This window comes from Vibrio sp. D431a (genome assembly GCF_030248655.1).
In the GTDB taxonomy this organism is placed as follows: Bacteria; Pseudomonadota; Gammaproteobacteria; order Enterobacterales; family Vibrionaceae; genus Vibrio; species Vibrio alginolyticus.
Genome location: NZ_JAHGAP010000011.1, coordinates 1 through 19,174, shown reverse-complemented (window position 1 = coordinate 19,174; position 19,174 = coordinate 1). Strand labels below are relative to the sequence as shown.

Genomic DNA, 19,174 nt, shown 5'->3' with positions numbered 1-19,174 from the left:
AATTAGCTTTGGTCCTGAGCGCTTGATAACGCTGATACACACCAAAAAGCAAAAGACTGAAAATCTTTTGCGGCTTGGCTCGATGGCGAATAGTGTTGAACGGTCGTCAGGTTTGCCACACATTCAAGCAATGCCGTATCTCGATGAATCGAAACAGGAATCAAGGATTCGCTAAGTTCCTTTTTCAGCACCAACATGAAATCACGACCAATTTCGGTTTCTGGCTGATACTTATTCACCAAAAAACGTAATTTGTCAGAGCGAAGCAATCTCGATAGCTCTTCATGTTGTAGCCAAGATTGAAGAGTGAGATAACTCAGGGCGTCTGCCGTTACCACCACCACAATCATATCCATTGAGTCGACAAAAGATCGCACTTCAGGATCAGTAAGCTCTGCTAAGTCGGCGTGAAAAAGCAGCCACTGCTCACCACGGTTTTCGCTCACTTGCAACGTCATTTCACCTAGCATTGATAGATAGTGAGAACGCTCATTAAAAAACGCTTTTAACTGCTCAGAATTCAGATGGCCAAACGGTAAAAAAAGTGCACCTTGTGGGCTTTCATAACCAGCCTGGGTCCAAGGCTTATCTAAAAGAAGTTGTTTCGCCCAGCCTCCTTGCTCTTCCCTCGGCAAGCCAAGATGAGCTTGCAGTAAACTGTTAGGCACCACCTCAATGGCCAGTACCTGTTTGTTTATCTTAACTAACGCTTGTGCCAAATTCGCAGCGACGGTCGTTGAGCCACAGCCGCCTTTTAAACTAACAAATAGAAGGCGCTTCATATCGCTTCCGTTTCTGAATTTTTCTGCGTATTACGTACCAAAGATAGAACATTACGAGCACCGTTGGCTTTGAAGACTTGCCACTTATTTTTAACTTGTACGTAAGACTCGTTTTCTGTTGTTTCAATATACGTGTATTGAGTTAAGTTATAAGAAGAGTAGATCGAATTAATATCTTTTGCAGACTCAGTCATAGAATTTTTCACAATGTAACGGAGCTTAAACTGAGATAACAGCAATCCCGCCACTATCATTTTCAGTATAAATTCCATTGTTAAAAAATTGACGCATCGACCTATGCGTCTCATATTTATAGAACGATGATGAATGTGAATAAGTTTATTTATAGCCCATATAAATAACAAAGGCCTAAATAATATTTAACTTCAGAAAAAAGGATTACAATAATGAATTGTTACCATCCATTTAATACATATAAGAAATTTAAATATTTTAAATGAGAATCATAGACTTAGAGACTATTGATTTTAAACTCATAAACATCATGTGAAGCACATGCTATAACTATTTTAATTTCTGATCAATTTCGTTTAATATCTTAGCGTCATTTTCTTGTCACTAAGAAAATCAAAATTGTAACGATTAGCATACAACGGATTGTGAGCTTCACAAAACACATTAAGTTATTGATTTAAGGCTCTTTATGTCATCACTCTCTGAATCATCTGCTATTAAAAACGAACGAGAGATAAACTCTGTTTATGTAAACTTATTTACTCATAAACAGATGCTTATTGATTATTTGTTCAGTACACTACCGGAAAATGACAACACTTCACTTACAAGCTTTACAGACAAAGAAACTTTTTTGTCCACATTGAATGATGAAGCCTTAATGAAATTCAATGACTTATCTAAAACCCACCTTGAACAGTGTTTTTTTCTTAGTCATAAATTCACAAAAAAAACGCCCAAAGCTATAAATCTTGCTAAAGACATTCACAAAACGAACATAAAGAAGTTTTCTACATGTCTATTAGTTGTTCCAGACTCGCTACTATCATCAACTAATGATGATTTTATAAGTGTCTTTCTACAAAGCTTAAATGAGCTGGCAAATAATAAAAAAATCACTATTAGTGTTTGTATATATGGGCATCTGACGACTTCACTATTAAAGCCCATTCTTATTTCTCACAATAGACACATTGCAGGTTTGGCGACCATGACATCATTAGATGACGCTCGCTACTGCTATCTTGTGGATTTTTGGTCCAATAAACACGGTGTAATTACCCAACACGAATACATTCTCACTAAAACTAAAGATAAAACACTAAAAGCAACGTCTTACGAAACGCATCAATCTCATGTCATGCCAGAAGACAAATCGGATAGCGATAGAATCTATGTCAGCAGAAGAGCTTTCAGAGAAAGCGTGAAAGCCCCAAAAGGGATGCGTGTGGCAGAGAGCAATCAAGGACTCATAGAGATGCTAGACAACCCTCGCTCTTCAACGATTATTTTCAGCTGCGATAACCAAAGCGAAGTTCAACAGATCGCGTTAGATTGCTACCGTTTAAGGTCCGCATATGGCCGTCGACTAAAGATTATTGTCAGGGAGACCCAACAATGTCTGAGATATGCAGATGAAAAGTTCTTGCTTCGCGCGGGGGCAAACTTCATTTCTCACGCGCAAATCCCCCACATGCGCTTTATGACTCAGGTTGAGGCAATTCAAGGCCAAATGCTTACACGCCCAATTCCTGAAAGTTTAGAGGCGCTCTTAAAATATGACTTTGAGTTTGGTAGCAAAGGCTACTTACAAAACCAGGACTTTAGTCAATACTGTATTGACGTCATTTCCCACTCAACACACTCAAGTGTGAACTTTGCACTTATAAAGCTGAACTTATTGCCAGGTATGACTGCAGAGGAATGTTTACGTCTTTGTCATATTCGAAGAGATGGCGACGTTGTGACAGCCTGCAACAAAGCTCTATATGTCGTGTTCAGTGCTATTCGACAAAGCGATATTGATATTGCGCTAAACAATATATTTGAGTTCCCAGTGAGAGACCTATTTCACTCGACCCACACGTTTGATACCCAATTAGATATCGAAACAGAGTTAAAATTCATCGTTCAAGATGCCGCTGTCATATCCGACGACGTTTCAGCTCTGGCGACAGAGAGGAAAATATTCCATACCGCCACTAACTCCATTACTGATGTTCCTCCTTTGTTTGCTGTGAAAAAAACCATCGAGCTCAAGGAGCGTTCATGAATATTAACGATTTTTTACTGACCGTGATTATCAGCTCAGGTATTGGCCTACTCCTAGGATACTTTATCCGTGACCTAGTAAACGCTACCCGACGCTTTTACCACAAGCACTTAAAACGCTCGCGCTATTTTGAGCTAGATACATCAGCCACTAACACTAAGAAGCTTAAGTAATGATATCGCATTCTCATGACTCTACCCCCTCTACTATAGGATTGGGCTGGTGGAACATTTACTTTATCGCAAAAACAGCGCTCTATTTTCAAGGAATCATCGATTTCCATCCAATGGAAAACTTTGCGCTGTTGATCTTCATCCTGCTTCCTATCTCGATGAAAAGCCTAAATGCGGTACGTCATATCGTTGTGTTTGTCGCCGCAGCCTGGCTCTTGCATTACGATTCTTACCTACCTCCTCTAGACCGTCTTTGGGCTCAAGCGGGACAGTTAATGCAGTTTGAATTGAGTTATCTGGTCGAGCTTTTGGGACGATTTTTATCATTCCAAGCAATACTCGGATTGCTCGCTTTGTGTGGTGCGTACTTTATTTTGAGCAAGTTCGTTAGAGTTTCAGTCTTTGTGGTTATTGCGATGGTCTATATAAGTATTCCTATGACGACTGAACCTCAGACAACAGTGGCTGCAGAAGTAGCTCAACAACAGCCGACAACCGAGGTTACTGCTAGCAAACAACCTCAAATAACGGAAATTAATGATGCCAGTCTCAACACGTTAACTGCAGATTTCTTTTCTAAAGAAGCTTCTCGACGTGTGGCATTCGATACCAACAGCGCAATGGATGCTCCTTTCGATTTGTTGTTCTTGAGTATTTGCTCGGTCGCGTGGGATGACATCGAAATTGCAGGACTGGCCGATCATCCTCTATTCAAAGAATTTGACATCATGTTCGACAACTTTAGCTCTGCAACGTCATACAGCGGGCCTGCGGTCATTCGTCTGTTACGAGCCAATTGTGGTCAACAGGAACACAGTCAACTGTTCCAGCCAGCACCATCAAAGCAGTGCTACTTGTTCGAAAGTTTGAAAGAGCTAGGCTTCACAGAAAATTTACTGATGAACCACAATGGTGTCTTTGATAGCTTCCTTGAATTGATCAAAAAAGACGGCGACTTACAAGCGGCTCTTATGTCTCAAGAAGACTTAACTCCTTACCAAAAATCTTTTGATGGCTCTTCGATCTTCCGCGATAAGCAAGTATTGGATAACTGGTGGCAGCAAAGACTTAACAGTAGTGACGACAAAGTCGTGGCACTCTACAACTCAATTTCATTACATGATGGCAACAGGATCATCAATGCGAATTCAAGCACATCTATTGCTAGCTACAAAATGCGCCTTAAGAATTTGCTTGATGATCTCCACGCGTTCTTTAAAACCTTAGAGTCCTCAAAACGCAACATCGTTGTCGCTTTGGTACCAGAACATGGTGGTGGTATGCGAGGAGACCGCATGCAAATTTCAGGTATGCGAGAAATTCCTGCACCGACAATCATTCATACACCGGTAGGAATTAAAATCTTCGGAGAAGGAATTCAGCGTCAGGGCGACACCGAGCACGTAAGCGAGCCATCTAGCTATCTGGCATTGTCGCAGCTCGTTTCGAATATCTTGGATAAAAACATTTATCAAAGTAAGACGTTTAGCCCTTCAATATTGACAGAGAACCTACCAGAAACACTAGTTGTCGCGCAGAACTCAGGCTCTACTGTGATTGAAGTACAAGGGAAGTATTATGTTTCTCTTGATGGTTCAAGTTGGATTGAATACCCCGCGAAATAGCGAGAATAAAACCATGCAATGACAAAGGCCGGTGTTTCCGGCCTTTGTCATATAAAAAACCAATAACCTCTCAAAGGTCTCAGAACTTCAATTGTCTATTGTCTATAAATAGGTAAAAATGGATCGAATATTATGCACTTAAGGGAATAACTCATGCCAATTGATTCACTGATCACCATCGGTATTTTCGTCGTTCTTGCTGTCGTTATCTTATCTTCAGCCATTAAAACGGTTCCGCAAGGAAACAACTGGACAGTTGAACGCTTCGGACGCTACACCCACACATTAAAGCCGGGTTTAAACTTGATCATTCCATTCGTTGATAAAGTTGGTCAAAAAGTAAATATGATGGAGCGCGTTCTCGATATTCCTGCGCAAGAGGTCATTTCAAAAGATAACGCTAACGTGGTTATTGACGCTGTCGGATTTGTTCAAGTGATCGATGCTGCAAAAGCGGCTTATGAAGTCAACGATTTAGAACACGCTATTAGAAACTTGACCCTTACCAACATTCGTACCGTTTTAGGTTCAATGGAACTGGACGAAATGCTGAGCCAACGCGACATGATCAACTCTAAGCTGTTGGCGATCGTTGACCAAGCAACAAACCCTTGGGGCGTAAAAGTCACACGAATTGAGATTAAAGATGTCCAGCCACCAGCCGATCTGACCGCTGCAATGAATGCGCAAATGAAAGCCGAGCGTAATAAGCGTGCGGAAATTCTTGAAGCAGAAGGGGTTCGCCAAGCTGAGATATTAAAGGCCGAAGGTCATAAACAATCAGAGATATTAAAAGCTGAAGGCGAAAAGCAGTCTGCTATTCTCCATGCAGAAGCACGTGAGCGTGCCGCGCAAGCAGAAGCAAAAGCGACTTACATGGTTTCCGAAGCCATTGCAAAAGGTGACATGCAAGCCGTCAATTACTTCATTGCACAGGGTTATACCGAAGCGATCAAGAGCATTGGTCAAGCCGAAAATGGTAAAATAATTATGCTTCCATTAGAAGCAACCGGACTAATGGGCTCGGTTGCAGGGATAGCAGAGATGTTTAAACAACAAGATAAAGATTAATTTATGGACTTTTTTAGTTTGTTGGAAGGTATCTCTTTCTGGCATTGGCTAGCGTTTGGCTTTGCTCTTTTAGCAGTTGAGCTACTTGGTACCGCAGGGTATTTTCTCTGGCTCGGGATGTCTGCACTTATCGTTGGAGCAATCATGACCGTTTTGCCAATGAGCTGGCAATTGCAATGGCTTTGCTTTGCAAGCTTCAGCTTAATCACCACCTGGCTTTGGTGGCGACGACAATGGTCTAAAGACAAGCAAGAAGACCAAGAAAGAGATCTGAACCAAAAGTACAAGCAGTTAATTGGGCGTACTCTTATCCTTGAAGAAGACTTTTCCGTCGGGCTCAATCGCATCAAGGTAGCCGATACCACATGGTCCGCACAATCGGATCAAGCACTTCCAGCCGGTACCCGCGTAAGAATCACCGATGTGGAAGGTATTATTTTAATCATTGAGCCTGATTCTAATTAATTTATGCCAAAGTAATGGGGCAAATCATGCTCCATTACTTTAATCTAAACAACTGCTTTATTTTCATTACCTTAATTAAAATCGAGAAAAAAATAAGTAGTAGTAATATTATTAATACCCTACCTCCCATTTCCTATCATTTAATTATTCAACACACGACAATCAATAAGATAGAAATATATCTAGGTAAATTATCGCTCTAAATTTATTTTAAAAAATAAAACTTTATTGAATTATTTTTTGATCTTTTTATCCTCGGATACATACTTAACGCATAAGCATTTAAGTTGAGTGCTTTTTATTTGGTAAGTAAGAGGATGTACTATGAATAAGCTTCTCTTTTTAATGTTGTGCGGTATTTTTTCTTTTTCTTCCTTTGCCTACAACAACGGAAACGGCGGTACAACTAATTTGGGACCTATAGTCGAATGTAAGATGCCAAGTGGCGACGTTACGAATATTCCAAGTGAAATGTGTCGATTTAGAGGTGGGGAATGGGAATAGTAAAGAAGTAAGAGCTTAGTTTGATATAAGAGCCCTATTCAACCTTGCCTTTCTGCGTAGTCACGGTTTATACAAGTACGTAGATATTTAAAGTTTATATTAAGGTGATGATTATGAGATTTTTATCTGGTCTATTAGTAATATCTTTTGCCATAATTCCGTTAACCACTCATGCTAATGGTGCATCCGGTGGTCGTACGTTAGGCCCAGAGATAAAGTGTGAGTTGCCAAACGGTAATGTACATATGTTGCCACCGTTATATTGCAAAATATACGACGGCCGAGAAGTGAAATAGAAAAGGAGCCTAGCGGCTCCTTTTATTATTTCACTAAGTATTAGTGGAAGCTGTAAGGGATAAGAACTTGTAGACGTAAGTCTGTCTCATCCGCATCGCCTGCACCTGCGTACTCATCACGTTCTAGGATTGTACCGTGTAAACGAATGGTAGAACCTTTAAGCGCGCCACTTTGTAGTGAGTAAGATACGGTTGCGTTAACTGCGTATTCGCTTTCGTAATCCCAGTCACCTGATGCTCCGCTTGCTGCAGAGTCAGCGCCAGTACCGTAACCAAAGCCTAGGTAGTAGTTCCAGCCGTTACCTTGGTTGTAAGATAGACGGTTGTACCATGCTAGCTCACCCGCTTTGTTCCAGTCAGATAGCGCATCCCACCACTGAGACCAAGTACCATTGTTCATACCATATGTATGAATAGTACGAGGAACGAAGTCCGCACGGTTATCTGTGTCTGTGTAGCGCAACTCAGACATCCAAGCTAGCTTGCCGAAAGATTGGTTCAAAGACAGACCAGTGTGGAAACCTAGACCATCGTATTTCACATCATCGTCAACACCGTAGAAATCAAATGCTAGAGTTGTACGATCGCTCACTGTGTACTTCAAATACGCTTTGTAAGATGTGTTATCAGTCTCGTTGTGGTAGCTAGTCACTTGACCTGCACCCCAGTCAACACCATTTGCATATTGAACGCCAGTTGCTTGGCCTAGGCCAAGTTGCATAAACAGGCTGTCAGTTAGGTTACCATTTAGACCTAGAGAGTGTAGGTAGCTCCATGACGTGTCAGACCAAAGCGCTGGTGCGTAATCATCTTCGTGAAGCAGCCAAGGTGCTGTAAATTGGTCTGCACCAAAGTAGCTTAGGTTGAAATCACCAAGCTTAGCGTTCAGTTCGAAACCACGGTAAGTACCAGGTACAAAGCTCCAAACGTTACCGATTGTACCGTTACCACCAGCCTGTAACATACCGAAACGAGCATTAAAGTTTTCGTTTGCTTTGAATTTCAGCGCTGCTTTGTAAACTTTAAGCTGCTGACCATCACCTGCACCCCAGTCTAGGTTGTTACAAGTTGAGATTTCGTTACATAGGTAGCCTTCGTTTGAATTGTAAAGACTATCGTTGTAAAGATCGCCAGAGTAGTAAGCCGCAACATCTGCGCCCACCCAACCATCGTGGTAGCCAGAAGTGAAGTCTAAAATTGCGTTGTAAGAAGAGTAGTTTAGACGACTCCAACGGTCACCATTTTCACCGCCGGGCTTACCTGTTGTACGAGTTCGTGAACGAGTATCAACTATGAATAATGCATTCAGACTTGAGTCTTGCATAAATTCGTTCACTTTCTCTACGTACTCGCCACCTGCTGCACTTTCAGTAGACGCTGTAGCTGGAGCGACAGCAACAACACCAAACATTGCTGCGGTTAACGCTGAAACCTTAAAAAATTTGTCCATGGAAAAACTCCTAAAAATGGATATAGCTGTATTTTTCTATCTCACCTTTAGTTGGCCGCCGAAGGAGAGAAGTAAATTCCTGATCAAACCTCATTATTTCTAATTTGGCTTTTTTTAGTTCCTGCATACACACCGTGTATCCACGTGATTAAGACTAACTTCGCAGCTAAAAACATCCAAATGGAACTTATTTTTTTTCTAAAAAAATATGAGCCACTCCAAAGTTCCATATAACTTATTGATCCAGATCTTATTTTTAACAACATCAACACAACACAACAAATTATTATTTAAAATCAAACACTTAAATTGAACTTAAAAGTATCAACTTGAAGTCACTCGCAGACTAAAAAAGCCAAAAAAACCAATAACCCAAGGTTCGATCTTGATCACTGAAATGAACAAAGGCATCAATTACTCAATAAAAAAACACTTAATTATGAACAATAAAAAGCCCCGCATGCTTACCATACGGGGCTTTTAGTTATTTTTTAGCTTTTTTGAGAAGACTTAATTCATCAGTTCGAGTAAGTCTTGTTCGGTTTTAATTTCGATACCCAGTTCTTGTGCCTTTGCGAGCTTCGAACCTGCATTTTCACCAGCAAACAAAATATCGGTTTTCTTAGAAACACTACCCGTCACTTTAGCCCCCAGTGCTTGGAGGGCTTCTTTGGCTTCTGTACGCCCCAGTTGAGAAAGTGTTCCCGTTAATACTACTGTTTTACCTTCTAATGGTAATTCCCCCACCTGCTCAGTAGTATTAATCTCTGGCCAATGAATTCCTTGTTCAAGCAAATCTTTAACCACCGCTTGGTTCTGTTCTTCACTAAAGAAAGTCGTAATATGTTGAGCAACCACAGCACCGATGTCTTGCACTTCAATCAACTGCTCTTCGGTAGCATTTTGGATCGCTCCCAACGTTTTAAAGTGCATTGCTAAGTTTGCTGCGGTTGCCTCGCCAACTTCACGGATCCCCAGTGAATACAAAAACCGAGGTAACGTTGTCTCTTTGGATTTTTCTAACGCATTCACAATATTCTGCGCAGACTTTGGCCCCATGCGATCTAGTACGGTTAAAATCCCCGCTGATAACTTAAATAAGTCAGCAGGAGTTTTCACCATCTCACGGTCAACAAGCTGCTCGATCACTTTATCGCCTAAACCGTCAACGTCTAACGCTTTACGAGAAACAAAGTGTTTTAGCGCTTGTTTGCGTTGGGCTTGGCAAACTAAGCCCCCCATACAACGTGTTACCGCTTCTCCTTCGATCCGCTCAACATGCGAACCACAAACAGGACACTGAGTTGGGAAAACAATATCTCGAGCTGTTTCTGGTCGACGCTCTTTGATGACAGATACGACTTGGGGAATAACATCGCCAGCACGGCGGATCACAACGTGATCACCAATCTTAACTTGCAGACGTTCTATCTCATCTGCGTTATGAAGCGTCGCATTACTTACCGTTACCCCGCCAACAAATACAGGCTCTAGCTTAGCAACAGGTGTAATCGCACCAGTGCGACCGACTTGGAACTCCACTTCATTCAGTGTCGTCATTTCTTCCTGAGCTGGAAATTTGTAGGCAATCGCCCAACGTGGAGCGCGAGCAACAAAACCCAGACGCTCTTGCACGGCAATATCGTCAATTTTAATAACGACACCATCGATCTCATAAGGGAGGGCATCACGACGCTGCAATATATCTTGGTAGTAAGCTTTTACATCCGCCAAGCTTTCAACTCGCTTAGTTTCCGGACACATTGGCAGTCCCCAAGATTTGATTTGCAAAAAGCGTTCGTAATGACTTGCTGCCAATTCTGCACCTTGCACCACGCCTACACTGTATGCATAGAAGCTAAGCGGACGAGAAGCCGTAATACGTGAATCCAATTGTCGTAAGCTACCTGCCGCAGCGTTACGTGGATTAACAAAGATTTTCTCGCCTTTCTTCCTTGCTAATTCATTGAGCTTTTCAAACCCAGCTTTCGGCATAAAGACTTCACCACGAACTTCAAGACGATTTGGCCAGTCATTACCTCTGAGTTTTAAAGGAATAGCTTTAATCGTACGCACATTCTCTGTGATGTTTTCACCCGTAGTACCATCGCCTCGAGTGGCCGCCTGAACTAAAACGCCATTCTCATATAACAAACTTACGGCGAGTCCATCCAATTTAGGCTCACAACAGTATTCTTTCACACTCTGGCTGCCCACGCGCTCTTGTGCGCGCTTGTGGAAACTATCGAGTTCACTATCATCAAACGCGTTATCAAGCGAAAGCATCGGTACTTCATGTGTCACTTGGCTAAACGCAGAGAGAGGTTGCCCACCGACACGTTGGCTTGGCGAGTCTACGGTTATTAAGTCAGGGTTCTCAGCTTCAATATCCAGTAACTCTCGCATTAAACGGTCGTACTCGGCATCAGGGATCTCTGGGTTATCTTCCACGTAGTAACGCACAGCGTGGTAATGCAACGACTCTTTTAGTTCTTCTAGTCGCTGAAGTACTGATTCAGACATAGTAAAGCCCCGTGTATTTTCAATCGGTGAGGTTGGGAAATCCAAGAAAAAGGGCTCCATCCGGAGCCCTATTATTATTTGCTGTTAAGATTATGCGTTAGCGGCATTAAACTCAACTATTTGACGTCGATAAGATGCTAAACGATCTGGCGTCATTAAGTTGCGCTGGTCATCAAGTACGTTACCACCTAAGTCATCAGCAATTTGCTGCGCAGTTCGGAGCATTAAGTTGAAGTTCTGTTCAGCCTCGCCATAACAAGGCAATGTCATGAAGAATGAAATACCCTTCGTTGTAAACTCAGCAGGATCAGCATGCTCAAACGTACCAGGGTGCATCATATTAGCGACGCTAAACAGCACTTTGCCGTTACCGGACAAGTCGACATGACGATGGAAAATATCCATCTCGCCATAAATTAGACCGTTTTGTTGCATACTTTCAAATAAAGCAGTACCAACAAATGGCTCTTCACCAGCACAGTGCACATTCAATACAATCACTTGCATTTCAGGTTCTGGCTTTGGCTCTTCCTTAGGCTCTGCAACGACAGGCTCACTAACCGTTTCGACTTGCTGTTCTTTCTCCGTAATATCAAACGCGGCGGGAATAACGTCTTCTTCCACAGCAGGCTGGAATGGCTCTTCAGCTACTGTTGCTTGAACAACAGGCTCAACGTCCTCTTCTTTATCTTTTTCTGCAACAAATGAAGGGATGTCATCCGGCTCCTGCTGCGTCTGTTTGACTTCAGATGGACCACCGAATAACGGGTCAGATTCAAACTTGTTGTCGAAAGAGCTCGCCATCCCAAAATCTGGTTCTTTGCGATCTTTGCGAATGATCTCAAAGTCATCTTCAGGAGCGGGAGCGAAGTCTCGCTCTTTCTCAACAAGATCATTTTTGTCTTCTTGGTCAACATCCAGCTTACCAAGTGGCTTGTTACCAAACTTTGCTTTGCCTTCTTTTTTACTGCTCCATAAACCATGAAACAGTAATGCCGCGATGGCTAATGCGCCAACAACAATGAGTACGAATCGCAATTCCTGCATTATTTACTCTCAATATACTTGTTTTTACTACTCGCAGTTCCTTGAGCAGCAACCCAAGTGCAATAAATCTGAATGATACGTTTACTTTACCAAAACTATATGTAGATTTAGAACAACTTAATGCAAGAAGTTCCGTTTTTTGTTGTGATTCTTGCCACGATTCCACTTAACAAGACGTCATTTGTCAGGGCATTGAAAGAAAAGTCCTCACAGGTACAATGAGTTTTCATTTACACGAAGCCAAAATAGACATGAAGCAAAACAATCAGCAGAGAACCGGGTTCGGTTATTTTCTATACGGGATACAATTGGCACTTGCCCCTAAAATCAGACGCTTTGTCATCTTACCTCTACTTGCAAATATCTTGCTTGTGGGTGGTGCCATCTTCTATCTATTTTCAAACCTTAATATATGGATCGAAGACTGGATTGGGCAGCTGCCTGAGTTTTTATCCTGGTTAACTTACATTCTTTGGCCTTTACTCGCTCTGACAATACTCGCTACCTTCTCCTATTTTTTCAGCACACTCGCGAACTTTATCGCCGCGCCATTCAATGGCCTCTTAGCTGAAAAAGTGGAAGAGTACTTAACGGGACAAAAAGTAAATGATGATGGTTTCACTGCCGTCCTGAAAGATGTTCCTCGCGTTTTAGCTCGTGAGTGGAGAAAGCTCCTTTACATCTTACCTAAAGCAATAGGCCTATTCCTGTTATTGCTCATCCCTGCCCTTGGACAAACAGTAGGACCATTTTTATGGTTTATCTTTACCGCCTGGATGCTCGCGATTCAATATTGTGACTACCCGTTTGATAATCACAAAATCCCATTTAACGACATGCGTTACAAATTGAAACAAAAGCAAGGTAAGGCCTATGGCTTTGGGGTATTGGTGTCTGTGTTTACGACGATCCCAATTTTGAACCTCATTGTCATGCCTGTAGCAATATGTGGTGCAACCGCTATGTGGGTCGCGGAGTTTAAGCACCAACGATAGTCGACTAGAGATTAAGGAAAGGGATCAGCGCCAGCTTTTCCCTTTTCTTTTATCAAGTTCTGGGCCAACCTAATAAGATATAACTTTTTAATCCTTTTCCCTTTTTTTCATACCGCATATTCTTCTATCCATATTCACACAACGTGTAATGAAGGAACATCACTATGAGCAAAATCTACGAAGATAACTCTCTTACTATTGGTAATACACCTCTCGTTCGTCTAAACAAAGTAAGCAACGGCAAAGTTCTTGCGAAAATTGAAGCGCGTAACCCTAGCTTCAGTGTTAAGTGCCGTATCGGTGCAAACATGATTTGGGAAGCAGAGAAAGCGGGGCTTCTTAAGCCAGGTGTAGAGCTTGTAGAACCTACCAGTGGTAACACAGGTGTTGCTCTAGCATTCGTAGCGGCCGCTCGCGGTTACAAGCTAACATTGACCATGCCTGAATCAATGAGCCTAGAACGCCGTAAGCTACTTAAAGCACTGGGCGCCAACCTTGAGCTGACTGAAGCGGCGAAAGGCATGAAAGGGGCGATTGCTAAAGCAGAAGAAATCGTAGCAAGCAACCCTGAGAAATACCTACTTCTTCAACAATTTGACAACCCTGCGAACCCAGAGATCCACGAAAAGACTACGGGCCCTGAGATTTGGGAAGCGACAGACGGTGAAATCGACGTATTCGTTGCTGGTGTCGGTACGGGCGGTACTATCACAGGTACAAGCCGTTACATCAAAGGTGAAAAAGGCAAAGCCATCACTTCTGTCGCAGTTGAGCCAGCAGAGTCTCCAGTTATTGCACAAGCACTTGCTGGCGAAGAAATCCAACCTGCTCCGCACAAAATCCAAGGTATCGGTGCTGGTTTTATCCCAGGTAACCTCGATTTAGACATTATTGACCGTGTTGAGCAAGTTACCTCAGAAGAAGCGATTGAGATGGCTCGTCGCCTAATGGAAGAGGAAGGTATCCTAGCTGGTATCTCATCAGGCGCAGCGGTTGTTGCAGCGAACCGACTTGCGGAACTACCTGAATTTGAAGGAAAAACAATTGTAACTGTCTTGCCAAGTTCCGGTGAGCGTTACCTAAGTACAGCACTCTTTGCAGGTATCTTTACCGAAAAAGAGAACCAACAATAATATGTGTTCAAATCAATTTTTAGTTTAAAAAAGCCCCGTTTAGGGGCTTTTTTGTTGATCCCTGCCCTACCTTTGGTAATATCAGGGTGTTTTATTTCTAGCTTCAAAATAAAGAAGCAGAACACAAAAAGGTTTCAAAGTGATTACGCACGCAAACAGTTGCGTAGTTACCAAACTTTTGACTAGTATCAGAACTGACGCGCTTTGAACTCTTCCCGTGCTAGCGCACAAGATGTAAAGCAGTTAAGCTAAAATCTGGTCACAAACTAACAAAAAAATACATTTATTGGGGTATATCACATGTACGAGAAGCAAGTAGAAATCACAGCAGAAAACGGCCTTCACACTCGTCCAGCTGCACAGTTTGTTAAAGAAGCGAAAGCATTCGACGCAGACATCACTGTGACTTCTAACGGTAAAAGCGCTAGCGCTAAGAGCCTGTTCAAACTACAAACACTAGGCCTAGTAAAAGGTACTCAAGTTACTATTTCTGCTGAAGGCCCACAAGCTCAGCAAGCAGTTGACCACCTAGTTGCTCTAATGGACCAACTACACTAATCCGGTCTCCTACTCCAGAAGCCATTTTGTGAAAGCAAAATGGCTTCGTTGGAAATAGGCTCAAAACTAAGCTAAAACTATTCGTTAGCGCACCCATTATTCTCCCGTTTTATAAAGTTGACCAAACTTAAGGTAAGGCTATGATTTCAGGCATCCTAGCATCTCCTGGTATTGCAATCGGTAAAGCACTACTACTTCAAGAAGATGAAATTGTCCTAAACACAAACACTATTTCTGACGATCAAGTAGAAGCTGAAGTTCAGCGTTTCTTTGACGCTCGTAACAAATCTGCAGCTCAGCTAGAAACTATCAAGCAAAAAGCGCTTGAAACGTTTGGCGAAGAAAAAGAAGCGATCTTTGAAGGTCACATCATGCTTCTTGAAGACGAAGAGCTAGAAGAGGAAATCCTAGCACTTATCAAAAACGACAAGATGACTGCTGATCACGCTATCCACTCAGTGATCGAAGAGCAAGCATGTGCTCTTGAGTCTCTAGACGACGAATACTTAAAAGAGCGTGCAACTGACATCCGCGATATCGGTTCTCGTTTTGTTAAGAACGCACTAGGCATCAACATTGTTTCGCTTAGCGATATCAACGAAGAAGTAATTCTTGTTGCTTACGACCTAACGCCATCTGAAACTGCACAAATCAACCTAGACTACGTGCTTGGTTTTGCTTGTGATATCGGCGGTCGTACATCTCACACTTCAATCATGGCTCGCTCACTTGAGCTTCCAGCTATCGTTGGTACTAACGACATCACGAAGAAAGTTAAGAATGGCGACATGCTGATTCTTGACGCAATGAACAACAAGATTGTTGTTAACCCATCAGAAGCTGAGCTAGAAGAAGCGAAAGCGGTTAAAGCAGCATTCCTAGCTGAAAAAGAAGAGCTAGCGAAACTGAAAGACCTACACGCAGAAACGACTGACGGTCACCGTGTAGAAGTTTGCGGTAACATCGGTACAGTGAAAGACTGTGACGGTATCCTTCGTAACGGCGGTGAAGGTGTTGGTCTGTACCGTACTGAATTCCTATTTATGGACCGTACTGCGCTACCAACTGAAGAAGAACAGTACCAAGCGTACAAAGAAGTTGCGGAAGCAATGAACGGTCAAGCTGTGATCATCCGTACTATGGATATCGGCGGCGATAAAGATCTCCCATACATGGATCTTCCAAAAGAGATGAACCCATTCCTAGGCTGGCGCGCTGTACGTATCAGTCTAGATCGTCGTGAAATCCTTCGTGATCAGCTACGTGGCATCCTACGTGCTTCTGCACACGGCAAACTGCGTATCATGTTCCCAATGATCATCTCTGTCGAAGAAATCCGTGAGCTTAAGAAAGCGATCGAAGAGTACAAAGAAGAGCTACGCGCTGAAGGCCACGCGTTCGACGAAAACATCGAAATCGGTGTTATGGTTGAAACTCCTGCTGCTGCTGCGATCGCACACCACTTAGCGAAGGAAGTGTCTTTCTTCTCTATCGGTACAAACGACCTAACTCAGTACACGCTAGCGGTTGACCGTGGTAACGAGATGATTTCTCACCTATACAACCCATTATCACCAGCTGTACTTACTGTGATCAAGCAAGTTATCGACGCTTCTCACGCAGAAGGTAAATGGACTGGTATGTGTGGTGAACTTGCAGGTGACGAGCGTGCAACACTTCTACTTCTAGGTATGGGTCTGGACGAGTTCTCAATGAGCGGCATTTCAATCCCTAAAGTGAAGAAAGTAGTTCGTAACTCTAACTTCGCAGAAGTGAAAGCAATGGCTGAAGAAGCCCTTTCTCTACCGACAGCAGAAGAAATCGAAGCCGTGGTAGAAAAGTTTATTGCTGAGAAAGCTCAGTAATCGGTAGTACCAAGTAATTCAATACTTAATGGCCATTAGACGGCGAAAAAAGTCGTCTAATGAGCTATATTGGTATACTATAATTCGACAGAATAAAACCAAACCTTAGGAGCATGACACAATGGGTCTGTTTGACAAACTTAAGAAGCTTGTATCTGATGACAGCGCTGACGCTGGTGCTATCGAAATCATCGCGCCACTTTCTGGTGAGATTGTAAACATCGAAGACGTGCCAGATGTTGTTTTCGCTGAGAAAATCGTTGGTGACGGTATTGCTATCAAGCCAGCAGGCAACAAAATGGTAGCTCCTGTAAACGGTACTATCGGTAAGATCTTCGAAACTAACCATGCGTTCTCTATCGAGTCTGACGACGGTGTTGAGCTTTTCGTTCACTTCGGTATCGACACAGTTGAACTAAAAGGCGAAGGCTTCACGCGTATCGCTGAAGAAGGTCAAACTGTTAAAGCTGGCGACACTGTAATTGAATTCGATCTAGCTCTTCTAGAAGAGAAAGCGAAGTCAACGCTAACTCCAGTTGTTATCTCTAACATGGACGAAATCAAAGAGCTAAACAAGCTTTCTGGTTCTGTAACTGTTGGTGAAACTCCAGTTCTACGTGTAACTAAGTAATTTTTACTTAATCGAACACGAAAAAACGCTGCCATTGGCAGCGTTTTTTATTACCTGAAATTTTGTTTCTAATCGACTTACATCAATGAAATCCGCTCAGCTAAGTAATCCAAGTGCCGAACTCGGCCTTTGCTTTGCCTGAGCCAATAACGCTGTTGTCGCATCTTGGAGCACTTGAGAACGCACCATTTCCGTAGATTCTCTTGCGAAGTCTGTATCTCTTATTCGACTCTTGGATTCTGTAACACTCCGATTCACAGTATTTAAGTTATCCATCGAGCCGTTTACACGGTTCTGAAAGCTGCCAATTTCACTTCGGTGCGAATCAACGTACTTAATTGCTGCATCAATCACCCCAACTGAAAGCTGAGCCTTACCTGCCGTCGACATATCGATGTCATCCATTGTGACTAATTGACCAGCGCTCACATCAAGCTCATCCGCTAAACTCCCTTCGAGAACCACACCCTCTGGCGCCTTCATCGTAGAAGCGAAGAATTGCAGTTCGTTGTTTTCCGTTACTGAAGCATTCACTATCGATTGTTGAGCATTGATGTAAGTGGCGACCTGTTCTATACGGTCACCCAATTTGAGTCCAATGGATTCCGTTTGGGTTTGCCCTTTACTGTCTTGATATTCGACTTTTAGGGTTTGGTTATCTTTAGTGACTCGCCAATCTTTATCGACCGCATCACCAACATAATGCTGCCCTCCCATCTCTGGGATATGGCTACGCATGTTACGTAACGTCAAAGAGATTGAATTAGCGTTCGCGCCAATATGGAAACTTTGTGAACCGTAAGATCCATCAAACAGGTTTTTATCCGCAAATGTTGTCGTGATCGCGACACGATCAAGCTCATCTTGCAGCGCTACGACCTCATATTGAATACTTTGCCGATCACTTGAGTCATAACTGCCGTTTGCTGCTTGAAGCCCCAGAGAGCGTAAGCGTTGCAATATGTCACTGCTTTCGTGCAATGCTCCCTCCGCTGTTTGAGCAACAGAAAAAGCGTCGTGCGCATTTCTTAAGGCGACATCAAGCCCTCTCGTTTGTACATGGAGAGTATTCGATATCTGTAAACCTGCCGCATCATCGCTCGCCGAGTTGATTCGAAACCCCGAAGTTAGGTTGCGTTGTGACTCAACATTTTGCGCAGCTGCTTGACTCAGGTGTCTCTGCGCCACCATCGCAGAAACATTGGAATTTAAAGAGATCATCTAATCGATATGAATGCCTTATCGAACATACTGTCAGGACACATCTGAATCGTTATAGCCAATAAGCAAAAAGCCAGGGATGAGCCTGGCTTTGGTTTCTTGCTTTGTTAAATTGATTAACCTAGCAGACTTAGCGCTGAGTTAGGCGCTTGTTTCGCTTGCGCAAGGATTGAGCTTGACGCTTGCGATAGAATTTGTGATTTGGTCATTGCCGTCGTTTCTTTCGCGAAGTCAGTATCTTTGATACGGCTCTTCGACGCGTTAACATTCTCGTTAATGTTGTCCAAGTTGCTGATTGCGTGGTTGAAACGGTTCTGGAAAGCACCTAGCTCTGCGCGGTGGCTGTCTACGTATTTCAGTGCCGCATCGATGATAGCAACAGATTCTTGTGCGCCACCGACTGAGGTTACGTCAATAGTATCTACCGTTACTTTTTTACCTTCGCCCAAACCTAGCTCGCCAGATAGGCCGCCTGAAAACTCGACTTCGCCCTCAACTTTGTTGTTGCCAGCGAAGATTTGCAGTTTACCGTCTTGGTCTACTGAGGCTTTCACTAGGTCAGTTTGACCGTTAATGTAAGTCGCAAG

19 protein-coding genes are annotated in these 19,174 nt (G+C 42.9%); 12 read left to right on the top strand and 7 right to left on the bottom strand.

What is annotated here, in order from left to right; all coding sequences use genetic code 11:
• Positions 1–2: 2 nt before the first annotated feature.
• Together bcsQ and KJB35_RS09270 are read right to left on the bottom strand one after the other, a co-directional pair.
• Positions 3–782: a cellulose biosynthesis protein BcsQ gene (gene bcsQ / locus KJB35_RS09275; RefSeq protein WP_005382068.1), complete on the bottom strand. Its 780-nt coding sequence runs from the start codon at positions 780–782 to the stop codon at positions 3–5.
• Positions 779–976: a hypothetical protein gene (locus tag KJB35_RS09270; RefSeq protein WP_021034149.1), complete on the bottom strand. Its 198-nt coding sequence runs from the start codon at positions 974–976 to the stop codon at positions 779–781. The genes bcsQ and KJB35_RS09270 overlap by 4 nt, the downstream gene beginning before the upstream one ends.
• Positions 977–1,446: 470 nt before the next feature.
• Between KJB35_RS09270 and bcsE the strand changes: the two genes are divergently transcribed.
• The 7 genes from bcsE to KJB35_RS09235 all read left to right on the top strand — a co-directional run bounded on the left by bcsE (position 1,447) and on the right by KJB35_RS09235 (position 7,164).
• The gene (gene bcsE, locus KJB35_RS09265) at positions 1,447–3,030 is read left to right on the top strand and encodes a cellulose biosynthesis protein BcsE (RefSeq protein WP_213908058.1); all 1,584 of its coding nucleotides are present in this window, start codon (positions 1,447–1,449) and stop codon (positions 3,028–3,030) included.
• Positions 3,027–3,203, top strand: coding sequence for a hypothetical protein (locus KJB35_RS09260; RefSeq protein ID WP_017819966.1), 177 nt, complete (start codon positions 3,027–3,029; stop codon positions 3,201–3,203). Before bcsE ends, KJB35_RS09260 begins: the two co-directional genes overlap by 4 nt.
• The gene (gene bcsG / locus KJB35_RS09255) at positions 3,203–4,828 is read left to right on the top strand and encodes a cellulose biosynthesis protein BcsG (protein WP_054575230.1); all 1,626 of its coding nucleotides are present in this window, start codon (positions 3,203–3,205) and stop codon (positions 4,826–4,828) included. The genes KJB35_RS09260 and bcsG overlap by 1 nt, the downstream gene beginning before the upstream one ends.
• A 153-nt stretch (positions 4,829–4,981) precedes the next feature.
• On the top strand, positions 4,982–5,899 hold the full coding sequence (locus KJB35_RS09250) for an SPFH domain-containing protein (RefSeq protein WP_054575231.1): 918 nt from the start codon (positions 4,982–4,984) through the stop codon (positions 5,897–5,899).
• A 3-nt stretch (positions 5,900–5,902) separates the two neighbouring features.
• On the top strand, positions 5,903–6,364 hold the full coding sequence (locus KJB35_RS09245) for an NfeD family protein (RefSeq protein ID WP_005382058.1): 462 nt from the start codon (positions 5,903–5,905) through the stop codon (positions 6,362–6,364).
• 324 nt (positions 6,365–6,688) lie between these two features.
• The gene (locus KJB35_RS09240; protein WP_021707680.1) at positions 6,689–6,868 is read left to right on the top strand and encodes a hypothetical protein; all 180 of its coding nucleotides are present in this window, start codon (positions 6,689–6,691) and stop codon (positions 6,866–6,868) included.
• A gap of 113 nt (positions 6,869–6,981) precedes the next feature.
• Entirely contained in the window at positions 6,982–7,164 is a 183-nt protein-coding gene (locus KJB35_RS09235; RefSeq protein WP_021707681.1) for a hypothetical protein, read from the top strand.
• Positions 7,165–7,204: 40 nt separating this feature from the next.
• On the opposite strand, the gene KJB35_RS09230 is transcribed toward KJB35_RS09235, so the two are convergent.
• The 3 genes from KJB35_RS09230 to zipA all read right to left on the bottom strand — a co-directional run bounded on the left by KJB35_RS09230 (position 7,205) and on the right by zipA (position 12,184).
• Positions 7,205–8,614 carry a hypothetical protein gene (locus KJB35_RS09230; protein ID WP_005382055.1) on the bottom strand — a complete coding sequence of 470 codons (1,410 nt, stop codon included), beginning with the start codon at positions 8,612–8,614 and terminating at the stop codon, positions 7,205–7,207.
• A 510-nt stretch (positions 8,615–9,124) separates the two neighbouring features.
• Positions 9,125–11,137 carry an NAD-dependent DNA ligase LigA gene (gene ligA / locus KJB35_RS09225; protein ID WP_017819968.1) on the bottom strand — a complete coding sequence of 671 codons (2,013 nt, stop codon included), beginning with the start codon at positions 11,135–11,137 and terminating at the stop codon, positions 9,125–9,127.
• 90 nt (positions 11,138–11,227) lie between these two features.
• Positions 11,228–12,184, bottom strand: a complete 957-nt coding sequence (zipA, locus tag KJB35_RS09220; RefSeq protein ID WP_042523140.1) for a cell division protein ZipA — start codon at positions 12,182–12,184, stop codon at positions 11,228–11,230.
• A gap of 251 nt (positions 12,185–12,435) precedes the next feature.
• Here zipA and cysZ point away from each other — a divergent pair, with 251 nt between their 5' ends.
• From cysZ to crr, 5 genes are all read left to right on the top strand, one after another.
• On the top strand, positions 12,436–13,179 hold the full coding sequence (gene cysZ / locus KJB35_RS09215; RefSeq protein WP_031780324.1) for a sulfate transporter CysZ: 744 nt from the start codon (positions 12,436–12,438) through the stop codon (positions 13,177–13,179).
• Positions 13,180–13,343: 164 nt separating this feature from the next.
• Positions 13,344–14,312 carry a cysteine synthase A gene (gene cysK, locus KJB35_RS09210; protein ID WP_047009545.1) on the top strand — a complete coding sequence of 323 codons (969 nt, stop codon included), beginning with the start codon at positions 13,344–13,346 and terminating at the stop codon, positions 14,310–14,312.
• A 300-nt stretch (positions 14,313–14,612) separates the two neighbouring features.
• On the top strand, positions 14,613–14,870 hold the full coding sequence (locus KJB35_RS09205) for an HPr family phosphocarrier protein (protein WP_005382043.1): 258 nt from the start codon (positions 14,613–14,615) through the stop codon (positions 14,868–14,870).
• A 140-nt stretch (positions 14,871–15,010) separates the two neighbouring features.
• A complete protein-coding gene (gene ptsI / locus KJB35_RS09200; RefSeq protein ID WP_005389298.1) occupies positions 15,011–16,735 on the top strand; it encodes a phosphoenolpyruvate-protein phosphotransferase PtsI in 1,725 nt (574 codons plus the stop codon).
• A gap of 121 nt (positions 16,736–16,856) precedes the next feature.
• Entirely contained in the window at positions 16,857–17,366 is a 510-nt protein-coding gene (gene crr / locus KJB35_RS09195; RefSeq protein ID WP_005382041.1) for a PTS glucose transporter subunit IIA, read from the top strand.
• A gap of 96 nt (positions 17,367–17,462) precedes the next feature.
• Here the strand turns inward: crr and KJB35_RS09190 are convergent, their stop codons facing one another.
• Together KJB35_RS09190 and KJB35_RS09185 are read right to left on the bottom strand one after the other, a co-directional pair.
• Positions 17,463–18,587 (bottom strand): flagellin, encoded by a 1,125-nt coding sequence (locus KJB35_RS09190; protein WP_137281775.1) that lies wholly within the window; start codon positions 18,585–18,587, stop codon positions 17,463–17,465.
• Between the two features lie 116 nt (positions 18,588–18,703).
• Positions 18,704–19,174, bottom strand: a 471-nt coding sequence (locus KJB35_RS09185) for a flagellin (protein ID WP_285385236.1), incomplete at its 5' end; no start/stop codon positions are given.

Coding starts and splice junctions, on each gene's coding strand:
- bcsQ (WP_005382068.1), bottom strand. CDS start 782: ATGAAGCGCCTTCTATTTGTTAGTTTAAAAGGCGGCTGTGGCTCAACG.
- KJB35_RS09270 (WP_021034149.1), bottom strand. CDS start 976: ATGACTGAGTCTGCAAAAGATATTAATTCGATCTACTCTTCTTATAAC.
- bcsE (WP_213908058.1), top strand. CDS start 1,447: ATGTCATCACTCTCTGAATCATCTGCTATTAAAAACGAACGAGAGATA.
- KJB35_RS09260 (WP_017819966.1), top strand. CDS start 3,027: ATGAATATTAACGATTTTTTACTGACCGTGATTATCAGCTCAGGTATT.
- bcsG (WP_054575230.1), top strand. CDS start 3,203: ATGATATCGCATTCTCATGACTCTACCCCCTCTACTATAGGATTGGGC.
- KJB35_RS09250 (WP_054575231.1), top strand. CDS start 4,982: ATGCCAATTGATTCACTGATCACCATCGGTATTTTCGTCGTTCTTGCT.
- KJB35_RS09245 (WP_005382058.1), top strand. CDS start 5,903: ATGGACTTTTTTAGTTTGTTGGAAGGTATCTCTTTCTGGCATTGGCTA.
- KJB35_RS09240 (WP_021707680.1), top strand. CDS start 6,689: ATGAATAAGCTTCTCTTTTTAATGTTGTGCGGTATTTTTTCTTTTTCT.
- KJB35_RS09235 (WP_021707681.1), top strand. CDS start 6,982: ATGAGATTTTTATCTGGTCTATTAGTAATATCTTTTGCCATAATTCCG.
- KJB35_RS09230 (WP_005382055.1), bottom strand. CDS start 8,614: ATGGACAAATTTTTTAAGGTTTCAGCGTTAACCGCAGCAATGTTTGGT.
- ligA (WP_017819968.1), bottom strand. CDS start 11,137: ATGTCTGAATCAGTACTTCAGCGACTAGAAGAACTAAAAGAGTCGTTG.
- zipA (WP_042523140.1), bottom strand. CDS start 12,184: ATGCAGGAATTGCGATTCGTACTCATTGTTGTTGGCGCATTAGCCATC.
- cysZ (WP_031780324.1), top strand. CDS start 12,436: ATGAAGCAAAACAATCAGCAGAGAACCGGGTTCGGTTATTTTCTATAC.
- cysK (WP_047009545.1), top strand. CDS start 13,344: ATGAGCAAAATCTACGAAGATAACTCTCTTACTATTGGTAATACACCT.
- KJB35_RS09205 (WP_005382043.1), top strand. CDS start 14,613: ATGTACGAGAAGCAAGTAGAAATCACAGCAGAAAACGGCCTTCACACT.
- ptsI (WP_005389298.1), top strand. CDS start 15,011: ATGATTTCAGGCATCCTAGCATCTCCTGGTATTGCAATCGGTAAAGCA.
- crr (WP_005382041.1), top strand. CDS start 16,857: ATGGGTCTGTTTGACAAACTTAAGAAGCTTGTATCTGATGACAGCGCT.
- KJB35_RS09190 (WP_137281775.1), bottom strand. CDS start 18,587: ATGATCTCTTTAAATTCCAATGTTTCTGCGATGGTGGCGCAGAGACAC.